General features: G+C 72.0%; 19 protein-coding genes. 6 read left to right on the top strand and 13 right to left on the bottom strand.

Translation table 11 applies throughout. The features are described from left to right. The first annotated feature begins 94 nt into the window (after nt 1–94). Nucleotides 95–1,576 (top strand): aminotransferase class I/II-fold pyridoxal phosphate-dependent enzyme, encoded by a 1,482-nt coding sequence (locus tag ACZ4MH_RS14790; RefSeq protein ID WP_351586172.1) that lies wholly within the window; start codon nt 95–97, stop codon nt 1,574–1,576. A 28-nt stretch (nt 1,577–1,604) separates the two neighbouring features. On the opposite strand, the gene ACZ4MH_RS14785 is transcribed toward ACZ4MH_RS14790, so the two are convergent. The 5 genes from ACZ4MH_RS14785 to ACZ4MH_RS14765 all read right to left on the bottom strand — a co-directional run bounded on the left by ACZ4MH_RS14785 (nt 1,605) and on the right by ACZ4MH_RS14765 (nt 8,311). Further along, on the bottom strand, nt 1,605–2,381 hold the full coding sequence (locus ACZ4MH_RS14785; RefSeq protein ID WP_351586170.1) for a VOC family protein: 777 nt from the start codon (nt 2,379–2,381) through the stop codon (nt 1,605–1,607). A 202-nt stretch (nt 2,382–2,583) separates the two neighbouring features. Further along, a complete protein-coding gene (locus ACZ4MH_RS14780) occupies nt 2,584–4,647 on the bottom strand; it encodes an ABC transporter ATP-binding protein (protein ID WP_351586168.1) in 2,064 nt (687 codons plus the stop codon). A 9-nt stretch (nt 4,648–4,656) separates the two neighbouring features. Further along, entirely contained in the window at nt 4,657–5,559 is a 903-nt protein-coding gene (locus ACZ4MH_RS14775; protein ID WP_351586166.1) for an ABC transporter permease, read from the bottom strand. Further along, complete coding sequence (locus ACZ4MH_RS14770) at nt 5,556–6,506, bottom strand: ABC transporter permease (RefSeq protein ID WP_351586164.1); 951 nt, start codon at nt 6,504–6,506, stop codon at nt 5,556–5,558. The genes ACZ4MH_RS14775 and ACZ4MH_RS14770 overlap by 4 nt, the downstream gene beginning before the upstream one ends. Beyond that, nucleotides 6,503–8,311 carry a peptide ABC transporter substrate-binding protein gene (locus tag ACZ4MH_RS14765; RefSeq protein ID WP_351586162.1) on the bottom strand — a complete coding sequence of 603 codons (1,809 nt, stop codon included), beginning with the start codon at nt 8,309–8,311 and terminating at the stop codon, nt 6,503–6,505. Before ACZ4MH_RS14765 ends, ACZ4MH_RS14770 begins: the two co-directional genes overlap by 4 nt. A gap of 197 nt (nt 8,312–8,508) precedes the next feature. On the opposite strand from ACZ4MH_RS14765, the gene ACZ4MH_RS14760 reads away from it, so the two are divergent. After that, nucleotides 8,509–9,666, top strand: a complete 1,158-nt coding sequence (locus ACZ4MH_RS14760) for an ROK family transcriptional regulator (protein ID WP_351586160.1) — start codon at nt 8,509–8,511, stop codon at nt 9,664–9,666. Nucleotides 9,667–9,700: 34 nt separating this feature from the next. Next, nucleotides 9,701–11,209: a M81 family metallopeptidase gene (locus tag ACZ4MH_RS14755; protein ID WP_351586158.1), complete on the top strand. Its 1,509-nt coding sequence runs from the start codon at nt 9,701–9,703 to the stop codon at nt 11,207–11,209. Between the two features lie 37 nt (nt 11,210–11,246). On the opposite strand, the gene ACZ4MH_RS14750 is transcribed toward ACZ4MH_RS14755, so the two are convergent. The 6 genes from ACZ4MH_RS14750 to ACZ4MH_RS14725 all read right to left on the bottom strand — a co-directional run bounded on the left by ACZ4MH_RS14750 (nt 11,247) and on the right by ACZ4MH_RS14725 (nt 15,354). Continuing rightward, the gene (locus tag ACZ4MH_RS14750) at nt 11,247–11,768 is read right to left on the bottom strand and encodes a DUF6328 family protein (protein ID WP_351586156.1); all 522 of its coding nucleotides are present in this window, start codon (nt 11,766–11,768) and stop codon (nt 11,247–11,249) included. Further along, entirely contained in the window at nt 11,768–11,983 is a 216-nt protein-coding gene (locus ACZ4MH_RS14745) for a hypothetical protein (protein WP_351586154.1), read from the bottom strand. Before ACZ4MH_RS14745 ends, ACZ4MH_RS14750 begins: the two co-directional genes overlap by 1 nt. 182 nt (nt 11,984–12,165) lie before the next feature. Then, a complete protein-coding gene (locus ACZ4MH_RS14740) occupies nt 12,166–12,789 on the bottom strand; it encodes a YigZ family protein (RefSeq protein WP_351586152.1) in 624 nt (207 codons plus the stop codon). Nucleotides 12,790–12,903: 114 nt separating this feature from the next. Then, nucleotides 12,904–14,208 (bottom strand): cytochrome P450 family protein, encoded by a 1,305-nt coding sequence (locus ACZ4MH_RS14735; RefSeq protein WP_351586150.1) that lies wholly within the window; start codon nt 14,206–14,208, stop codon nt 12,904–12,906. A 37-nt stretch (nt 14,209–14,245) separates the two neighbouring features. Beyond that, a complete protein-coding gene (locus tag ACZ4MH_RS14730) occupies nt 14,246–14,968 on the bottom strand; it encodes a TetR/AcrR family transcriptional regulator (protein WP_351586148.1) in 723 nt (240 codons plus the stop codon). A gap of 185 nt (nt 14,969–15,153) precedes the next feature. Beyond that, nucleotides 15,154–15,354, bottom strand: a complete 201-nt coding sequence (locus ACZ4MH_RS14725; protein ID WP_030255872.1) for a cold-shock protein — start codon at nt 15,352–15,354, stop codon at nt 15,154–15,156. A 303-nt stretch (nt 15,355–15,657) separates the two neighbouring features. Here ACZ4MH_RS14725 and ACZ4MH_RS14720 point away from each other — a divergent pair, with 303 nt between their 5' ends. Then, complete coding sequence (locus ACZ4MH_RS14720; protein ID WP_351586145.1) at nt 15,658–16,071, top strand: CoA-binding protein; 414 nt, start codon at nt 15,658–15,660, stop codon at nt 16,069–16,071. Between the two features lie 159 nt (nt 16,072–16,230). On the opposite strand, the gene ACZ4MH_RS14715 is transcribed toward ACZ4MH_RS14720, so the two are convergent. Further along, complete coding sequence (locus ACZ4MH_RS14715) at nt 16,231–16,437, bottom strand: hypothetical protein (protein WP_351586143.1); 207 nt, start codon at nt 16,435–16,437, stop codon at nt 16,231–16,233. 10 nt (nt 16,438–16,447) lie between these two features. Then, nucleotides 16,448–16,660, bottom strand: a complete 213-nt coding sequence (locus ACZ4MH_RS14710; RefSeq protein WP_351586141.1) for a hypothetical protein — start codon at nt 16,658–16,660, stop codon at nt 16,448–16,450. A 140-nt stretch (nt 16,661–16,800) separates the two neighbouring features. Between ACZ4MH_RS14710 and ACZ4MH_RS14705 the strand changes: the two genes are divergently transcribed. Both ACZ4MH_RS14705 and ACZ4MH_RS14700 read left to right on the top strand, forming a co-directional pair. After that, entirely contained in the window at nt 16,801–17,310 is a 510-nt protein-coding gene (locus ACZ4MH_RS14705; protein WP_351586139.1) for a GNAT family N-acetyltransferase, read from the top strand. A 281-nt stretch (nt 17,311–17,591) separates the two neighbouring features. Then, nucleotides 17,592–18,833 carry a 4-hydroxybenzoate 3-monooxygenase gene (locus ACZ4MH_RS14700; protein ID WP_351586200.1) on the top strand — a complete coding sequence of 414 codons (1,242 nt, stop codon included), beginning with the start codon at nt 17,592–17,594 and terminating at the stop codon, nt 18,831–18,833. Nucleotides 18,834–18,845 lie beyond the last annotated feature (12 nt).

The following is an 18,845-nucleotide window of genomic DNA, read 5'->3' as shown; positions in this document are numbered from 1 at the left end:
CTTCCGTCCGGGCGCGTTCGGGGGAGGGTGGCTCGTTACCGCTCAGGGCATATGCCCGGATTGACGTCACCCGCCCGCGGGAAGCCGTGGGTACATGGCACAGGATCACACGCAGGCCCCGGTTCTCGAAGCGCTCGCCGACTACCGCGAGCTCGGCCGGCTCTCCTTCACGCCCCCCGGACACAAGCAGGCCCGCGGCGCCGATCACCGCGTCCGCGAGGTGCTGGGCGACGCCGTCTTCCACGGCGACGTGCTGGCCAGCGGGGGCCTGGACGACCGGCGGACCTCGGGCCGGGTGCTGGAGCGCGCCGAGCGTCTGATGGCCGATGCCGTGCACGCGTCGCACACCTTCTTCTCGACCTGCGGCAGCTCCCTGTCCGTCAAGGCGGCGATGCTGGCCGTCGCGGGGCCGCACGAGAAGCTGCTGATCGGCCGGGACGCGCACAAATCCGTCGTGTCCGGTCTCATCCTGTCGGGCGTCAACCCGGTCTGGGTGGACCCGCAGTGGGACGCCGACCGGCACCTCGCGCACGCGCCCTCGCCCCAGGCGTACGAAGCCGCCTTCGACGCCTGCCCGGACGCCCGCGGCGCGCTGGTCACCAGCCCCACGCCGTACGGCAGCTGCGCCGACATCGCGGCCATCGCCGAGGTCTGCCACCGCCGCGGCCGGCCGCTGATCGTGGACGAGGCGTGGGGCGCTCATCTGCCCTTCCACCCCGATCTGCCGTCCTGGGCCATGGACGCGGGCGCCGACGTCTGCGTGACCAGCATCCACAAGATGGGCAGCGGCCTGGAGCAGGGGTCGGTGTTCCATCTGGGCGGCGACCTCATCGACCCGGCGCTGCTGAAGTCCCGCGCCGACCTGCTCGGCACCACCAGCCCCTCGGTACTGCTGTACGCGGGCATGGACGGCTGGCGGCGGCAGATGATGCTGCACGGCGAGGCGCTGCTCGGCCACGCGCTGGAGCTGGCGGCGGAGGTGCGGACCGGGATCGAGAAGATCGACGGGCTGCACGTCAACGACCGGGCGGACTTCTGCGGCCCCGGGCTCGGGCACGACTTCGACCCGCTGCCCGTGGTGATCGACGTCAGCGGGCTGGGGACGACGGGCTACTGCTGCGCCGACTGGCTGCGCGCGCACCGCGGCATCGACGCCCATCTCGCCGACCACCGCCGGATCAGCACGCAGCTCACGCACGCCGACGACCGCGGCACCGCCGACCGGCTGCTCGCCGCGCTGCACGATCTCAGCCGGGCCGCGCCGGAGCTGCGGCCGGCGCCGGAGATCGAGATCCCGCCGCCGGCCGGGCTGCGGCTGGAGCAGGCGTGCCTGCCGCGGGACGGGTTCTTCGGGGCGACGGAGGACGTGCCGGTGGCCGAGGCGGCCGGGCGGATCTCGGCGGAGATGCTGACGCCGTACCCGCCCGGCATCCCCGCGGCCCTGCCCGGCGAACGGCTCACCGCGCCCGTACTGCACTACCTGCGCACCGGCATCGAGGCGGGCATGAACCTGCCGGACGCCACGGACACCACGCTCGGCACGGTCCGGGTACTGGTGGAGGAGACGCACCCGTAGAGGTACGCACGGGGGCGAGCCTCTGCCCTCAGATGCCTTCCGTGACCGTGAAGAGGCCGCCCTCCGGGTCGCGGAGGGCGGAGCGGTGGCCGCCGCCCTCGGTCTCCACCGGCGGGGAGGCGACCGCGCCCCCGGTCGCGACAGCGGCCTCGGCGGCCGCCTTCACGTCCGGTACGCAGAAGTGCACGTGCCAGCGCGGCCGGACGTGCGGGTCGGGCGCCGACTCGACCGCTCCCCCGCGCAGCTCGGCCACCGTGTTGTCGCCCTCCCGCACGATCACCCGCTCCTGCTCGTACGCCACGTCGCAGCCCTTGCCCTCCTCGGCCGCCCACTGCAGTACCTCGGCGTAGAAGATGGCGGCGTCGAACGCGTCACGCGTCCGCAGCTCCAGCCAGGCCGGCGCGCTGCCCCGGCCGACGGACCAGCCGGCGGGGACGCGCCCCTCCCAGATCCCGAAGGTGGCGCCGTCCCGGTCGGCGGAGATCGCGGCGCGGCCGGGCCCGAAGGACCGGGGGCCGACGGCGACCGTGCCGCCGCGCTCCCTGATCCGGGCGGCGCAGTCGTTCGCGTTCGCGACGGCGAAATAGGGGGTCCAGGCGACGGCGACGTGCAGGGCACCCGCGAGCTCGCCGAGGCCCGCGACCGGATTGTCGTCCATGTAGGCGACGGAGAACTCCTCGCCCAGCGCCCCGGGCCGGAAGGTCCAGCCCAGTACCGCGCCGTAGAACTCCTCGGCCCCCTTCAGGTCGCGCGCGCTCAGGCTGACCCAGCACGGAACTCCTGGCACAGGTTCGGTCGACGCCATGCTGGACGTCACTCCTTTCGCTCCGGCCGGGCTGCCCCGCACCGGCCTCCCGCTCCGCGGCGCACGGGGTCCGGGCCCGGCCTGATCCATTCGCCCCACAGTGTCATCCGTGGGCCGGGGACACGCGTGGACGACACCCCGGTACCTCCCGTCCGAAACCGCAGGAAGTACGGACAGCGGGACGGATCCCGTGCTCGGGCGCTCAGCGCACCGGCACTCCCGAGGCTACGCCTGCGAGCGGAAAGTGGCAGGCCACGCGGTGTCCGGGCGTCGCCGGCTCGGCGGGCGGCGGCTCGGTGGTCGCGCACAGCTCCCGCGCGGCGGGGCAGCGGGTGCGGAAGCGGCAGCCGGAGGGCGGCTCGGCGGCCGAGGGGGTCTCGCCGCCCAGCGCCGCGGCGGCGGGCACGGCCCGCGGGTCGGGGATGTTGACCGTGTCGAGGAGGCCGCGCGTGTACGGGTGCAGCGGGCGGCCGAGTACGGCCTCGGCGGGCCCGGTCTCCACGAGCTTGCCGAGGTACATCACGCCCACGGTGTCGGCGAGGTGGCGCACGACGGCCAGGTCGTGGGAGATGAAGAGGTAGCCGATGCCCTTCTCGCGCTGCAGGTCGCGCATGAGGTTGAGGATCTGGGCCTGTACGGACACGTCCAGCGCGGAGACCGGCTCGTCGGCGACGACGAGGGAGGGGTCCAGGGCGAGCGCGCGAGCCAGGCCGAGGCGCTGCCGCTGGCCGCCGGAGAACTCGTGCGGATAGCGGTCGGCGGCGCCGCGCGGCAGCCCCACGTCGTCCAGCAGCCGGCCGACCCTGGCCCGCTGCCCGGCGCGGTCGCCGATGCCCTGAATGGCGAGCGGTTCGCGCAGGATGGCGCCGACGCGCATCCGCGGGTCCATCGAGGCGTAGGAGTCCTGGAACATCAGCTGGACGTCGCGGCGGTGGGCGCGCAGCTCCCGGCCGCTCAGGGCGGCGACGTCGCGCCCGGCGAAGCGGATGGTGCCGGAGGTGGGCGCCTCCAGGCCGACGACGAGCCGGCCGAGGGTGGACTTGCCGCAGCCGGACTCCCCCACGATCCCGTACGTCTCGCCGCGCCGTACGGTCAGCGAGATCCCGGCCACCGCGCTGACCTGCCGGGCACCGCGTCCGGGGCCGCGCCGCAGGGTGAAGGGGCCGGCCCGCAGGGGGTAGTCCTTGACGACGTCGGTCAGGCGCAGCAGGGTGTCCGGCTCCTCGGTGGCGGCCGGGGGCGCGGCGGCCGCCTGTACGGCTTGGGCGGGTGCGCCTTCGCGGGCGGGCCCGACAGGGTGGAAGCAGGCGAAGAGGTGGCCGGGCGCGGTGGCCGCGTCGCCGGTCAGCTCCGGTGCGTCGGTGCGGCAGGCGTCCGTGGCGTAGCCGCAGCGCGGCGCGAAGCGGCAGCCCGCCGGGAGGGTGTCGAGGGCGGGCGGCAGGCCGGGGATGGTGGCCAGCGGCTGTGCCGCGTCGGTGGCCCGTTCGGGGAGCGCGGCGAGCAGGGCTTCGGTGTAGCGGTGCCGGGGTGCGGCGAACAGGTCGTGCACAGGGGCTTGTTCGACGACCTTGCCGCCGTACATGACCGCGACCCGGTCCACCCGGTGGGCGATCACGCCGAGGTCGTGGGTGACCAGGATCAGCGCCATGCCGAGGCGGTCCCGCAGCTCGTCGATGAGTTCCAGGATCTGTGCCTGCGTGGTGACGTCCAGCGCTGTGGTCGGCTCGTCGGCGATCAGCAGCCGGGGCTCGCAGATCAGCGCCATGGCGATGGCCACGCGCTGTCGCATCCCGCCGCTGAGCTGGTGCGGGTAGTTCTTCAGCCGCTCGGCTGGGCGGGGCATCCCGACGAGCCGCAGCATCTCCTCGGCCCGCTCCCACGCCTCGGCGCGGCTCGCTCCGGTGTGCAGCAGGAGCGGCTCGGCGACCTGGGCGCCGATGGTCATGGTGGGGTTGAGGGAGGTCAGCGGGTCCTGGAAGACCATGCCGACGGTGTTGCCGCGGACGTCGCGCAGCGTGCGTTCGGGCGCGGCGGCAAGGTTCGTGCCGTCGAAGCGGATGCGGCCGCCGGTGATCCGCCCGCCGCCGGGGAGCAGTCCGAGTACGGACAGCGCGGTGATGGTCTTGCCGCAGCCGGATTCGCCGACGACGCCGAGGGCCTCTCCGGGGGCGAGGTCGAGGCTGACCCGCTCCAGGGCCTGTACGGTGCGGCCACGCCCGGTGATCTCGACGCTGAGGTCCTCGATGCTGAGGAGCGGAGGTGTCATGACGGTGCCTCAGTTCTTCTGGAGTCGCACGTCGAAGGCGTCCCGCAGGCCGTCGCCGAGGAAGTTGAAGGCGGCGACGACGAGGACGATGGCGATGCCCGGCGGGAAGATCAGCCACCAGTGGCCGACCTGGGTGTAGGTGATGCCGGCGGAGAGCATCGAGCCCCAGTCGGCGGCGGGCGGTGGGATGGACAGCCCGAGGAAGGACAGGTAGGCGACGTAGAGGATGGCGTCGGCGATCTGGAAGGTGGCGTTGACGACGACGGTGCCGAGGGCGTTCGGGACGATGTGCCGGAAGACCGCCCGGCCTCCGCCGCCGCCCATCAGGCGCATGGCGTGGACGTAGTCCCGGCTGCGCAGGGCCAGTGCCTCGCCGCGGATGAGCCGGGCCGGGGAGAGCCAGGCGACGGACGCGATGATGAGGATGAGGACGGGTTTGCTGGGCGTGACGATGGCGGCGACCACGACCAGCAGGAAGAGCGCGGGGATGGCGAGCGCGGCGTCGGTGATCCGCATCATGGCGGCGTCGAGCCAGCCCCCGAAGTACCCCGCGACCGCCCCGTACACCGTCCCGAAGAGGGTGGCGAGCAGTCCGGCGGCGAGACCCACTTCGAGGGAGGTCCGGCCGCCGTACATCAGCCGGCCGAGCATGTCGTACCCGAGGTCGGTGGTGCCGAGGAGGTGCCCGTCGGTACCGGGCGGGAGGCTGGCCCGGGAGAGGTCGGTGTGGACCTGGTCGGTGGGGTGGAGCAGCGGGCCGAGGAAGCAGAGCGCGAGCAGCGCGGCGAGGACGATCAGTCCGGCGAGCGCGAGCCTGTTGCGGGCGAAGCCGGCGGCGGTGCGGCGGGCGAGGCTCGGCGTGGCGGCGGCCGGGCCGGCGCCGCCGGGCACGGGGAGTTCGGCGGCGGTCATGCGACGCTCCTGATGCGCGGGTCGAGCAGGGCATACGCGATGTCGGCGAGCAGCGAGCCGAGCACGGTCGCACAGCCGACGACGAGGGTGACGCCGAGCAGCACCGGGAAGTCGCTGCCCTGCGCCGCGTTCCAGAACAGCAGCCCCATGCCGGGGTAGTTGAACATCGACTCGACGACGAGGGTGCCGCTGAAGAGCGTCGGGAGGTAGAGCCCGAGGAGGGTCGCGAGCGGGATGAGGGCGTTGCGCAGCACGTGCCGGGCCATGATGCGGGCGCCGGACTGGCCCTTGGCGCGCGCGGTCCGTACGTATTCCTCGCCGAGGTTGTCCAGCACGGCCGAGCGCATGTAGCGGCTGAACGCGGCGATAATGCCGAGCGCCGTGGTCACGACGGGCAGCACGAGGGCGCGTGGCTCGCCGAGGATGCCGCCGACGGTGTCGGCCTGCGGCGCCTGCGCGGGGAAGACGGGGAACTGCTGGCTGAAGACCAGGATCAGGACGAGGCCGAGGAAGAAGACGGGCGTGGCGTAGGCGAGGAAGGCCGCGCCGGTCAGGACGTGGTCGGCGGCCTTTCCGCGGCGCACGGCCTGCAGGATGCCGAGCGGCACGGCGAGGACGGCGGCGAGCGCGATCGCCAGGCCCGCGAGCAGCGCGGTACGGGGCAGTCGCTCACCCAGCAGCGAGGTGACGGACTGGTTGAGCTTGTAGGACTCCCCCAGGTCGCCGCCGAACAGCCGCCCGAGGTACAGCACGTACTGCTCGGGCAGCGAACGGTCGTACCCCTGCTGGTGGTTGAAGTGCGCGACGGCCTGCGGGGTGGCCTGGACGCCGAGGATGGCGCGGGCCGGGCCGCCGGGCAGCAGGTGCAGGAGGACGAAGACGATGACGGAGACGAGCAGGAGCACGACGGCGGCCTGCGCGAGCCGCGTGAGCAGGAAGCGGGTCATGTGTCCCGGCCCCCCTTCTTCACGAAGTACCAGTCCTGGGGTGCCAGGGTGAGGGTCGGGTTCTGGTCGATGCCGCGCAGGTCGTTGCGGATGACGGAGACCTGGTAGGCGGGGTTGGGCGTCCAGAGCACGGGCAGCTGTGCGGCGACCCGGCGACCGTAGTCCCGCATGGCGCCGGGGTCGTCGGAGAACTCCGTCGCCTTGATCAGCCGGTCCGTCGCGGGGTCGGACCAGTTGCCCATGTTGGAGGGCGCGCCCGTGGCGAAGAGCTGTTCGCCGCTGGGGTTCACCGGGAAGTACCAGCTGCCCTGGGTGCCGAAGAAGCCCAGCTGCCAGGCCGAGCAGACGGGCTCGGTCCTCTCGCAGGGCACGGTCGTGCCCAGGACGGTGTTCAGCGGCTGCTGCCGGATGTCGAGGGCGACGCCCGCCTTGCCGAAGGAGGACTTGATCTCCTGCATGGTGTTGGAGGTCTCGGTCGAGCCGGACTCCGTGAGCAGTTCGAGCCGCAGCTCCTGACCGCGGGCGATGCCCTTGCCGCACTCCCCCGGCCCCGTCCCGGGGCGCGCGCAGCGCAGTACCCCGTCCGGGTCCGCCGCCGGCGCCCGCCAGCCGTGCCGCGCGAGGAGCCGCGCCGCCGCCTTCGGGTCGTAGGGGTACGGATTGTGGTCCATCAGGCTCGCGGGCACGGGCCCGAGCGTCGGCTCGGCGCTGCCGTGCCAGATGACGCGCGAGATGGACTCCTGGTCGATGAGGCGCTGCAGGGCCTGCCGGAGATAGGTCTGGCGGAGCATGGGCCCGGCGGTGGGGTGGTGGAAGTTCAGTACGAGATAGGTGATCGCCCAGCCTTCCCAGGGATCGATCCGGTATCCGAGCTTCTTGAAGGTCGTGGACTGGGCCATCACGGAGGGCGGGATGTAGCCGTAGTCGACGCCGCCCGCGCGGAGCACGTTGAACTCGGAGTCGGCGGTGGTGAAGGGCTTGAGGACGACCCGGTCGAGGTGCGGCTTGTCGGGGCCCCGGTACTTCTTGTTGGGCACCAGCGTGACCTGCCCGGAGGTGTTCCACTTCTCGATGGTCCAGGGGCCGTCGACGGTCTTCCACAGCGGATCGGTGGCGAACGTCGACAGCTTCTTGGCGTGGCCCGTCAGCCGCGCGAAGACCTTCTTCGGCCCTTCGCCCTTCGGGTTCCAGGCGTGCTCGGGCAGCGCGGTGAAGTTCTGGAGTTCGTTGGCGGTGAACCAGGCGGGGTTGTACGCGCGGCGGAGCCGGAGCCGGAAGGTGCGCTCGCCGACGACCTCGAACCGCTTGACGTCGTCCGGCATGAGACCGGGCGAGTACCCGACCCACTCCTTCTTGTTGTGCCGGATCAGATCGAACCAGAAGGCGACGTCGCGGGCGGTGACGGCTTTGCCGTCGGACCACTCGTACCCCGGCTTCAGGGTGACGGTCACCGTTCTGTTGCCGTCGCTGTAGCGGGGCTGCCGCGCGAGGTTGCGCCGGCTTTCCATGGTGAGCGCGTCGCCCTTGGGCTCGGGCGTGTAGAGCGGCAGGAACAGCAGGTTCTGGATGGCGCTGTTGTACGACGCGAGGTAGCCGGGCGCCGCGATCGGGAAGATCCAGTTGGGGGTGGCGGCGGGCGGCAGCGCCATGGTCGCGGTGCCGCCCTCGACTCTCGTGCCGCCCGTGGCGCCGAGGCCGGTGACCCGTTCGCCCCTCGGGGCGCAGCCGGCGAGGAGCGCGAGGACGAGCAGGGCAGCACCGATGGCCGTCAGCGGGCCGCGTATTCGGGTGGAACGCGGTCCCATGCTGCCTCCGCTGTGGTCGACCGGCCGAAGATAGCGAGCAAAGTACGGATGACCGCGAAAAGAAGTCAAGGGTCTGGCGCAACTCCCGCAACTACTGTTCACTGGCCCGCAGTTCCTTCCCTCTCTTTCTTCGAGAATCGAAGGAAGTCATCACCGTCAGGAAGCCACACCGTCGTCACCGAAAGGCTCGCGTCACCATGACCGCCGCCGAGGAGCAGCCCGGATCCGCCGCGCACGTCCTCGAACTCGTCGCGAACGGCTCCGCCGCCTCCCGCGCCGACCTCGTACGGGAGCTGGGGCTCGCCGCCTCGACCGTCTCGGCGCGCGTCCAGGAGCTGGTCGACGCCGGGCTGCTGGCCGAGGACGGCGAGGGCGCCTCGCGCGGCGGCCGCCGCCCGCGCCTGCTGCGCGTCCCGGACAGCGGCGCCGTCGCGCTCGCCGCCGACCTGGGCAGCCGTCACATCCGTACCGGCGCCGTGGCCCTGACCGGCGCGGCCTTCGACGTCGAGGAGCAGGCGTACGACCTGACGGCCGGGCCCGGCCCGGCCGTCGAGCTGCTCGCCGAGCGCCTGGCGTCCCTCGCCGACCGGCAGCGCGCGGCGGGCCGTACGGTACGCGGCGTCGGTATCGCCTTCCCCGGCCCCGTCGACCCGGCGTCCGGCCGGGTCATCGCCCCGTCCCGGATGCCCGGCTGGCATCTGTACGAGCTGCGCGACACGCTCGCGGACCGCCTCGGGCTCCCCGTCGCCGTCGACAACGACGCCAACGCCCTGGCGCTGGGCGAACACCGCGCGGCCCACGCCGCACTGCGCCACCTGGTCGTCGTCAAGGCGGGCCGCGGCATCGGCTCCGGTGTCATCAGCCACGGCCGGCTCTACCGCGGCGCCCGCGGCTCGGCGGGCGACATCAGCCACGTCCGGGTGGACGCGGCCGCCGAACGCCCGTGTTCCTGCGGCAACGTCGGCTGCCTGGAGACGGTGGCGAGCGGCGCCGCGATCGCCGCCGCGCTGCGGGCCGAGTCCATCGAGGCGGACTCCGCCGCCGACATCCTCCGCCTGGTCGAGCACGGCGAGCCGCACGCAACGACGCTGGTCCGGCAGGCGGGGCGGCACATCGGCGCGGTGCTCTCCGTCGTCGTCAACTTCTTCAACCCCGAGGCGGTGGTGCTCGGCGGCGCGCTGGCGGGCGCGGAGCCGCTGGTCGCGGCGGTGCGCGGGGTCCTGTACGAGCGCTGCCTGCCGATGGCGACGAGCGATCTGACGATCGTGGCGGCGAGCGGCGGCCCGGACGCCGGGCTGCTGGGCGCGGGATACGCCGCTCTGCACGAACTGCCCTCTGCCATCAGCCCGCACTGATTTCCCCACCGCCTTGTTCCACACGGGAGTTGCCATGCTCAGAATCGCCATCGGGGGTATGTCCATCGAGTCCAGCCAGTTCTGCCCGCACCGCTCGGCGTACGACGACTTCCGCGTCACCCGCGACGGCGAACTGCTGGACCGCTACACCTGGACGCAGCCCGAGAGCGATCTCGCCGACCTCGTGGAGTGGGTGCCGCTCGTGCACGCCGTCGCCCTGCCCGGCGGACCGGTCGAGCGCGCCACGTACGACCGCGTCAAGGCCGAACTCACGGACCGGATCAGGGAATCAGGGCCGCTGGACGGACTTGTCTACGACATCCACGGCGCGATGAGCGTCGTCGGCATGGACGACGCGGAAGCGGATCTCACTGCGGCCGTACGGGACGCCATCGGCCCCGACGCGCTGATCTCCGCCGCGATGGATCTGCACGGCAATGTCTCGCGGGCCTTCGCCGAACCCCTCGACCTGCTCACCGCGCACCGCCTCGCGCCGCACGAGGACGCCTGGGAGACCCGCGAACGCGCCGCCCGCAAGCTCGTCGAGCGGCTGGCCGCGGGGCTCGGCCGTCCGCACCGCGCGTGGGTACAGGTGCCGGTCCTGCTCCCCGGCGAGAAGACCAGCACCCGCCTGGAGCCGGCGAAGTCCCTGTACGGGCGGCTCGCCGCCGTCGAGGCGCTGGACGGCATCGTCGACGCGGCGGTCTGGGTCGGGTACGCGTGGGCCGACGAGCCCCGCTGCCGGGCCGCCGTCGTGGTCACGGGCGACGATCCGGACCTGGCCCGCGACCAGGCCCGTTCGCTCGCCCAGCGGTACTGGGACGTACGCCGCGACTTCGTCTTCGTCGGCCCGACCGACGACGCCGACGGCTGCGTCCGCCGCGCCGTCGCGTCCCCCGCCCGCCCCTTCCTGATCAGCGACTCCGGCGACAACCCGACCGCGGGCGGGGCCGGCGACCTCGCGTACATGCTCGGCCGGCTGCTCGCGCACGAGGGCCTGGCGAGCGGCCGGGTCACCGCGCTGCACCCGGGTATCACGGACCCGCAAGCGGTCGCCGCGTGCTTCGCCGCGGGCGTGGGCGCCGAGGTGACCCTGTCGGTGGGCGGCCGCTTCAGCGCGGGCACGGGCCCGCACGCCGCGCCGTACGAACTGACCGGCACGGTCACGGCGTTGGAAGGCCCGGCCCCCGCATCGGGCGACGCCCCGCGGGGCAATCCCGCCTATGAGCAGGGCGGCCGCCGCGCCGCCGTCACCCGCGGCGGCGTCACCGTCGTGCTCACCGAACGCCGCACGCCGTTCCACACACGTGCCGACTTCGGCGCACTGGATCCGACGGCGTACGACCTGGTCGTCGTCAAGATCGGCTACCTGGAGCCGGAGCTGTACGACATGGCCGCCGACTGGCTGCTCGCGCTGACCCCCGGCGGCGTCGACCAGGACCTGCTCCGCCTGGGCCACCACCGTGTCGAGCGCCCCCTCTACCCCTTCGACGACAAGGACTTCGAGGACCCGGACCTCACGCCGGTACTCCTCCCGCGCTGATCCCGCGTGTTCATCCCTGTCATCCCTGTCATCCCGGTCATCCCTGATCCTGATCGGAGCCGTGGCGACGGGAAGCGCTGCGCCGCGCGTACACCGGGAGCGCGAACCAGCACAGGATGAACCACACGAGCATCCCGCCCACCAGCCACAGCGCACCGGAGCCGTGCAGCGCGACGCGCAGGATGAGCAGCATGGCCGACGCCATCGTGCACAGCAGCAGCACCAGCCCGAGCACGGTGAGGCGGGAGGCCCACGTCACCGTCTGCGGCTTGAGGCGGTGCCCCGTCACGAGCCGGTGCAGCGACACCGGGCCGATGAGGGAGCCGGTCGTCGCGGCGCCGAGCACGACCGTGACGACGTAGATGTCCCGGCCGATGTCGTCCAGGCGCGCGAAACCGGGCTGGAAGACGACGGTGAGCAGGAAGCCGAAGAGGATCTGTACGCCGGTCTGCGCGACGCGCAGCTCCTGGAGCAGCTCCGCCCATCGCCGGTCCGCCCGCTCCTCGGGGGTCTCGCGCCGGCCTCTGACCCGGCCGTCCGGCCCGCCGCCGTCGGTCATCAGTCGGGTGGCTCCGGCGCCGGGGCGCCGGGCGGGGTCTCCGGCTGCTCGTCCGGAGGCGCGTCGGGCGCCGCCGGGCCGGGGGTGACGGGCGCCGGTTCGTCGGGGGTCTGCTCGGGCGGTTCGGGATCGCGCGGTACGGGTTCCGGGTCGCGGGGAGCGGATCCGGGCGCGGGCCCGTACGTTTCGGGATTCGGTGCAGCGGTGCTGGTCATCGCACCTCCTCACGCGTTGAAAGGGACAATCCTGCTCGCCCCGCACGTGACCGGTTACCCGGCACCGCGGGGCTCAATCAGGACAACCCCGCTACGCCGCCGTAGGACTACTCCGCGTGGGACTACTGGCCGCAGGACTACTGGCCGCAGGGCCACTCCCTGTACGGCTACTCTCCGTACGGCTACTCTCCGTACGCCTCGCCGCCCAGCTCCAGCGTGGCCGTGCCGGCGGTGGCGTCGGCGAGCCAGGCACGGAAGGCGGGCAGCTCGCTCTCGGGGAGGCCGATCTCGAAGGTGACCGCCTCGGCGTAGCGGACGTCCCGGACGTCGCGCCCGGTGGCTCGCAGGTCGTTCTCGACCTTGCCGGCCCGCTGGTGGTCGACGGTGACCGTGACCAGCCGGAACCGGCGGCGGGTGACGGTGCCCAGCGCGTCCAGGGCCTCCCCGACCACCCCGCCGTACGCCCTGATCAGCCCGCCCGCGCCGAGCTTGATGCCGCCGAAGTAGCGGGTGACGACGGCGACGACGTACCGCATCTCGCGCCGCACGAGCATCTGCAGCATCGGGACGCCCGCCGTGCCGCCCGGCTCACCGTCGTCGCTCGCCTTCTGGACGCCGCCGTCGGCGCCGATGACGTACGCGAAGCAGTTGTGCCGGGCGGTCGGGTGCTCCTTGCGGATGCGCGCGATGAACTCCTGCGCCTCGGCCTCACTCGCCACCGGCGCGAGCGCGCAGATGAAGCGAGACTTGTTGATCTCGATCTCGTGGACGCCTTCGGCGGCGAGGGTGACGTACTGCTCCTGCATCACGCCACCCTACGGGGCGGCCCGGGCCCCGCCACAGGCGGACCGGCAGGACGGTCACCGGCCCCTGCAGCCCCTGCAGCCCCTAAAGCGGACGGGCAGGGCGGTCACCGTTCCCTACAGCCTCGACAGACGGACCGGCAGGGCGGTCAGCCGCCAGCTGCCCGGTACCGGTGCCCGCTGCAGCTCCGCCGGGTCGACGGCGAGGGACAGGCCGGGGTACCGGGCGAACAGCCGGCCGAACGCGACTTCGCCCTCCTGGCGGGCGAGCGAGGCACCCAGGCAGTAGTGCATGCCGTGGCCGAAGCCGACGTGGTCCTCGGCGCGCCCGGCCGGGTGGCGGGTCAGGTCGAGCCGGTCGGGGTCGGCGTAGTGGCGGGGATCGCGGTTGGCGGCGACCAGGAGCAGCTGCACGGCCTCACCCTTGCGGATGCGGGTACCGGCAATGTCGGCGTCCTCGGCGGCGTACCGCAGCTGGGTCATGTGCACCGGCCCGCACCAGCGCAGCAGCTCGTGGACGGCGGACGGGAGCAGCGCCGGGTCCGACCGGAACAGGCTCAGCTGGTCGGGATGGGTGAGCAGCGCGGCCGTGCCGTTGGTGATGAGATGCGCCGTGGTCTCGTGCCCGGCCAGGACCAGCGTGAGGATCATGGTGACCATCTCGACGTCGCTGAGCCGGCCGCCGTCGTCGTCATGGGCCCGTATCAGCTCGCTGATGAGGTCATCGGTGAGCGCGCCGCGCCGCTCCCTGACCAGCTCGTGTATGTGCTCGATCATGGCGGGGAACGTCCGGCCCATCCGCTCCGGGTCCATCGTGAGGAGGTCGGCGCCCCAGGCCCGCCACTGCGGGCGGTCCTCCTCCGCGATGCCGACCAGCTCACAGATGACGGTGATGGGCAGCGGGTACGCGAAGTGTTCGAGGAGGTCGACGACGCCGTCCTCGGCGTGCTCGGGGAGGCGGTTCAGCAGGTCGTCGGCTATCTCCTCGACCCGCGGCCGCAGATCGGTGATCTTGCGCGCCGTGAAAGCGCGCGACACCAGGCGACGGAGCCGGGTGTGGTCGGGGGCGTCGTTGTTGAGGATGGAGCCGCGCATGTAGACGTGCAGGTGCTCGGGCATGCCGAGCATGTCCAGCAGCCGGATCAGCGGGTCCTCGCGCGTACCGTCCGCCGCCACCACCGCCGGGTTGTTCACGAACCGCTGATCCCGCAGGACTGCGCGTACCTCGTCGAAACGGGTCACGAACCATACGGGCGAGTCGTCCACGAACCGGCCGCGGACGACGGGCCCCTTCTCCCGCAGCGCGCCGTAGCCGCCGAACGGGTCGGCGAGGAGCGCGGGGTCGGCGACGTTCGGCTCGCCGGGGTGCTTGCCGACGTGGGCGGTCATCGGGGAGGCCGGGGTGGCGGGTGCTTCGGTCATCGTGCGTTCTCCTCCAGGTCGTGGGGGGTCGGTCACGTCAATGACGCAATTGCCGCCGCATTTCCTGCTCGCTGAGCTCTTCGAGGCGCTCGTAGAGCGGGATGATCTCCAACGCGGCGGCTTCCGCGGCCGCGCGGGTGCGGGCGGGGGCGGGGGCGGTTCCGGGGTCCGGGTCGGCTGAGGTCTCCAGCGCACTCCGGATCGTGTGGGCGAGGATGGCGGACCGGTCCTCCGCGGTGTGCGGGGCGCGGTCGTGCAGCAGCGCTTCGGACAGGAAGAAGCCGGAGGCCGTCGCGAGCAGCGCGTACTGCTGCTGCACGACGTCCATGTCCGTGCGCACCAGCCCGTGTTCGCGCAGCACTTCGAGGTAACGGCGCACCACCTGGTCGCCGTACGCCGAGAGCTCGGCGAGCTCCTTCTTGGCGATGTCGTTGAACTGGCCGAGAACGTCGGCGTCGTCGTTGTAGAAGGCGCGCAGTACGGGGTCCGCCAGGAAATCCTGGTACACCCCGCTCATCATCCGGCTGGGCAGCACTTCCAGCGGGTCGGTGCGCATACGGGCCGACTGGGCACGGTGGCTGCGGAGTTTGGCCTGCAGGACGACGGCCAGGAAGAGCGCGTCCTTGGTCTTCCAGTGCAGGTAGACCGTGCCCTTGCCGACCTGGGCGCGACGGGCGATCTCGTCGATGGTGACGCGCCGGTACCCCCATGCGACCAGCAGCTCCCCCGCCGCCTCCAGAATCCGCTCACCACGCTCCACCTGCTCGCCTCCTCCATGTACCGCTCTGACTTCATGACCAATTTCGAAATCTGGTCACGAGGTCAACGTAGAGCGGCTGCAAGCATGGCCGTAAGACGCTTTCCGGCCAGGAGCCACGAACCAGGGGTTACAAAAACGAGGTGCCCGTACCTTCCGGTACGGGCACCTCGTCATGTCATCTCAGCTCAGAGCGCGCGGACATCCACGGCCTGCGGGCCCTTGGGGCCCTGGACGACGTCGAACTCGACCTGCTGGTTCTCATCGAGGCTGCGGAAGCCCGCGCCGTCGATCTCCGAGTAGTGGACGAAGACGTCCGGGCCGTCGGCCTGGGCGATGAAGCCGAAGCCCTTCTCGGCGTTGAACCACTTAACGGTGCCCTGGGTCATTTTCTGCTCCTTACAGGGGCTGTGTCGGAACTCGCACCGTGCGAGATCCCGGCCGCCTCACGACGCGACTGCTCCTGGAAGGAAAGCTCCGCGCTCGCAACATCGTTTCTCTGCGAGCATGCGACTGCACAAACACAAGCAAAAACTGCGACCGACCTCTTCAACGAACACCCCGGCAGAATCATTCCCGACCGGACAAACCCCAGGTCATCCCGGTCAGCGAGGTGGGTCGGGTGCCGTGGTGCCGGAACATCGGCGTCATCATGGACTGATATTTTCACCTGACAACCGCAGGAGGCACCCATGTACGGCGATGACGACTCGGCGACCATTCGCAAGATCCTGACGGAGCTCGGGGACACCTGGGCCATCGTGGGCCTGTCCTCGAACCAGCGGAGGGCCGCGTACGGCGTCGCGGACGTACTGCAGCGATTCGGCAAACGGATCGTCCCCGTGCACCCGAAGGCGGAGACGGTGCACGGGGAACGGGGTTACCCCTCCCTCGACGCCATCCCCTTCGAGATCGACGTCGTCGACACCTTCGTGAACAGCGCCCTCGCGGGACAGGTCGCCGACCAGGCCGTCGCCATCGGCGCCAAGGCGGTCTGGTTCCAGCTCGGCGTCATCGACGAGGCGGCGTACGAGCGCACCCGCGCCGCCGGACTCGACATGGTCATGGACCGCTGCCCCGCGATCGAGATCCCCCGGCTGGGCTGAGAACCGACAGCTGGGGCTGAGAACCGACGGCGCCCCGGCCTGAGCCGGGGCGCGGACGGGGGTTACGGGTGGTCGAGGTGGTCGACGGCTTAACGGCTCGTCGACAGGCGTACGGGTCGTCGTCGGCCTTACGGGTCGCCGTCGGCGTCGTCGTCGGACTTACGGGTGCTCGGGGCTCTGATCGGCAGGGACGCCGCCACCCGGGCCACCGCCCTTGCGGCCCTTGTCGGTACCGTGCGCGTGCTCGGCGCCGCCGGGGCCCACCTTCCGGTCGGAGCCCGCCTTGGCCTCGGCCGCGTCCTGGACGGCGGCGCTCTTGCCACTGCGGCGCAGTTCGTTCGACTGCGGGTTCTTGCTCTTGCTCACCGCGTCCTCCTCAGGAGTTCCGCTGGTCGTCGCGTTCGTTGCGCTGCCCCTTCGGGCCGAGCCCGCGCTCCGTCCGGGGGCCGTGGGTCTGCCAGTGCGGGTCGTCCTCGAGCCGCCCCTTCGCGTCCTCGTTCGCGTGCTTGTCCGGGATTCCCTGGTCCTCGGCTTCCCGACGGAGCTTCGCCCGTCGCCTGTCGAACTTCTTGCTCCCTGGTTCGGGCATGGCTTCCACACCTCCACTGGACCGGTTCTCCTCTCCCAGGATCCCAAAACAACCAAAAAGCCGCTAATGGCCAAGGCGCTGCGCTCACGACGTACGCATACGTGCGCCGGCGCCCCGCGCGCGTGCGCTAGCGTCCGGTCATGATCGAGATACGACAGGCAGGCCCCGAGGACGCCGAGGAACTGGTACGGCTGCGTCGGCTGATGTTCGCGTCGATGAACGGCTCCGACGAGCCGGGCAGCTGGGAAGAGAGCGCCGCGGAGATCGCGCGCCGACAGCTCTCGGGCCCCGACCCGGTGCTGGGCGCCTTCGTCGTGGACGCGGACGGCGCGGCGGACGAAAGCACTGCTCCCCGACTGGCCGCCTGCGCGGTGGGAACGGTCGAGCAGCGGCTCCCCGCACCGCAGCACCCCACGGGACGCTTCGCCTTCATCTTCAACGTGTGCACGGACCCGGAGTACCGCGGCCGCGGGTACGCCCGCGCGACGACCGAAGCGCTGCTGACGTGGCTGGCCGAACAGGGCGTGTCCCGAGTCGACCTGCACGCCACCGACGAGGCGGAGGCCCTGTACCGCGGCCTCGGCTTCGCGGAACACTCGACACCCCTGTCCCTCGACGTCCGCACCTACGCGAATGCACGCCGCACGTAGTCACATCTCGTACATAGGCACATCTCATACGCGTGGGCACAGCTCGTACGTGGCCATACATCGCACCCACCGCCGCTGACCTGCCACTTCGGCCATACACTGCCACCCGGATCTGGTCCCGATTCTGGTTCTGGTCCCCACTCCGACTTCGGCCCTCACTCCGACTTTGGTCGTCGCTCCGACTTTGGTCGTCGCCCCGCCCCGCCCCGTCCAGTCCCGTTCCCTTCCGCACCGCCGCTCCCCCTTCCCCCCGCCGCCCCCACCCTCATGAAGGGACCGCCATCGTGGCCGACTCCCCCGCCACCGCGTCCTCCCGCGCCGACCAGGCGCACCGCACGTCCGTCGTCATCATCGGCGCCGGCCCCGCCGGGCTGACGCTCGCGAACGTCCTGCACGCCGCCGGCGTCGGCTGCGTCGTACTGGAGGCGGGCAGCCGGGAGTTCATCGAACAGCGGCCGCGGGCCGGCTTCATCGAGGAGTGGGTGGTACGTGCCCTGGACCGGCACGGGCTGGCCGACGGGCTACTGGAACGGGCCGAGCGGCAGCGGTCGTTCGAGTTCCGGTGGGACGGGGAGCGGCACGTTGTGGAGCCGGGCAAGTTCTCCGGGCAGAGCCATTTCGTCTACCCGCAGCCGTTGTTGGTGACGGACCTGGTCGCCGCCTACGCGGACACGGCACGCGGCGACATCCGCTTCGGCGTACAGGACGTCCGGCCGACCGGCATCGACACGGACCGACCCTCCGTCTCGTACACCGACCCGGAGACGGGCGAACGGCGCCGCATCGACTGCGCGTACATAGCCGGCTGCGACGGCGCGCGGAGCGTGGCTCGCGCCGCGATACCCGCCGACCAACTCCGCATCTCCCGCCTGGACTACGGCATCGGCTGGCTCGCGCTGCTCGCCGAGGCCCCGCCGTCCGCCGAGGGCGTCGTCTTCGGCCTCCACGAGCGCGGCTTCAGCGCCCAGATGGCGCGCACGCCCGAGGTCACCCGGTACTACCTGGAGTGCCCGCCGGGCGACGACCCGGCGAACTGGCCGCACGAACGGATCTGGAGCGAGCTGCGCACCCGCCTCGCCGCGACCGGCGCACAGCCGCTCACCGAGGGCCGGATCATCGAGAAAACGGTCCTGGACATGCACAACTACGTGGTCGAGCCGATGGGATACGGCCGCCTGTACCTCGCCGGCGAGTCGGCCCACCTGGTCGCCCCGATCGCGGCCAAGGGCATGAACCTGGCCGTACACGACGCACTGCTGCTGGCCCAGGCGCTCATCGCGGCCTGCACGACGGGGGACGAACAGGCGCTCACCCGCTACTCGGACGCCTGCCTGGGGAAGATCTGGCAGTACCAGGAGTTCTCCCAGTGGCTGTCCGAGGTGATGCACGGGGCGTCATCCGGCGACCGCTTCCGCGCGGGCACGGCGGCGGCCCGGCTGCGCCAACTGTTCGCGTCGGACGCAGCGGCGGCGGCCTTCGGCGAGACGTACCTCGGCTCGGCCACGGACATCACGGCGCTCTGACCACGGCCGGCA

It is taken from the genome of Streptomyces sp. NPDC026301, assembly GCF_055567935.1.
The sequence above is the reverse complement of the archived record's forward strand: the minus strand, read 5'-3'. Positions and strand labels throughout refer to the sequence as shown.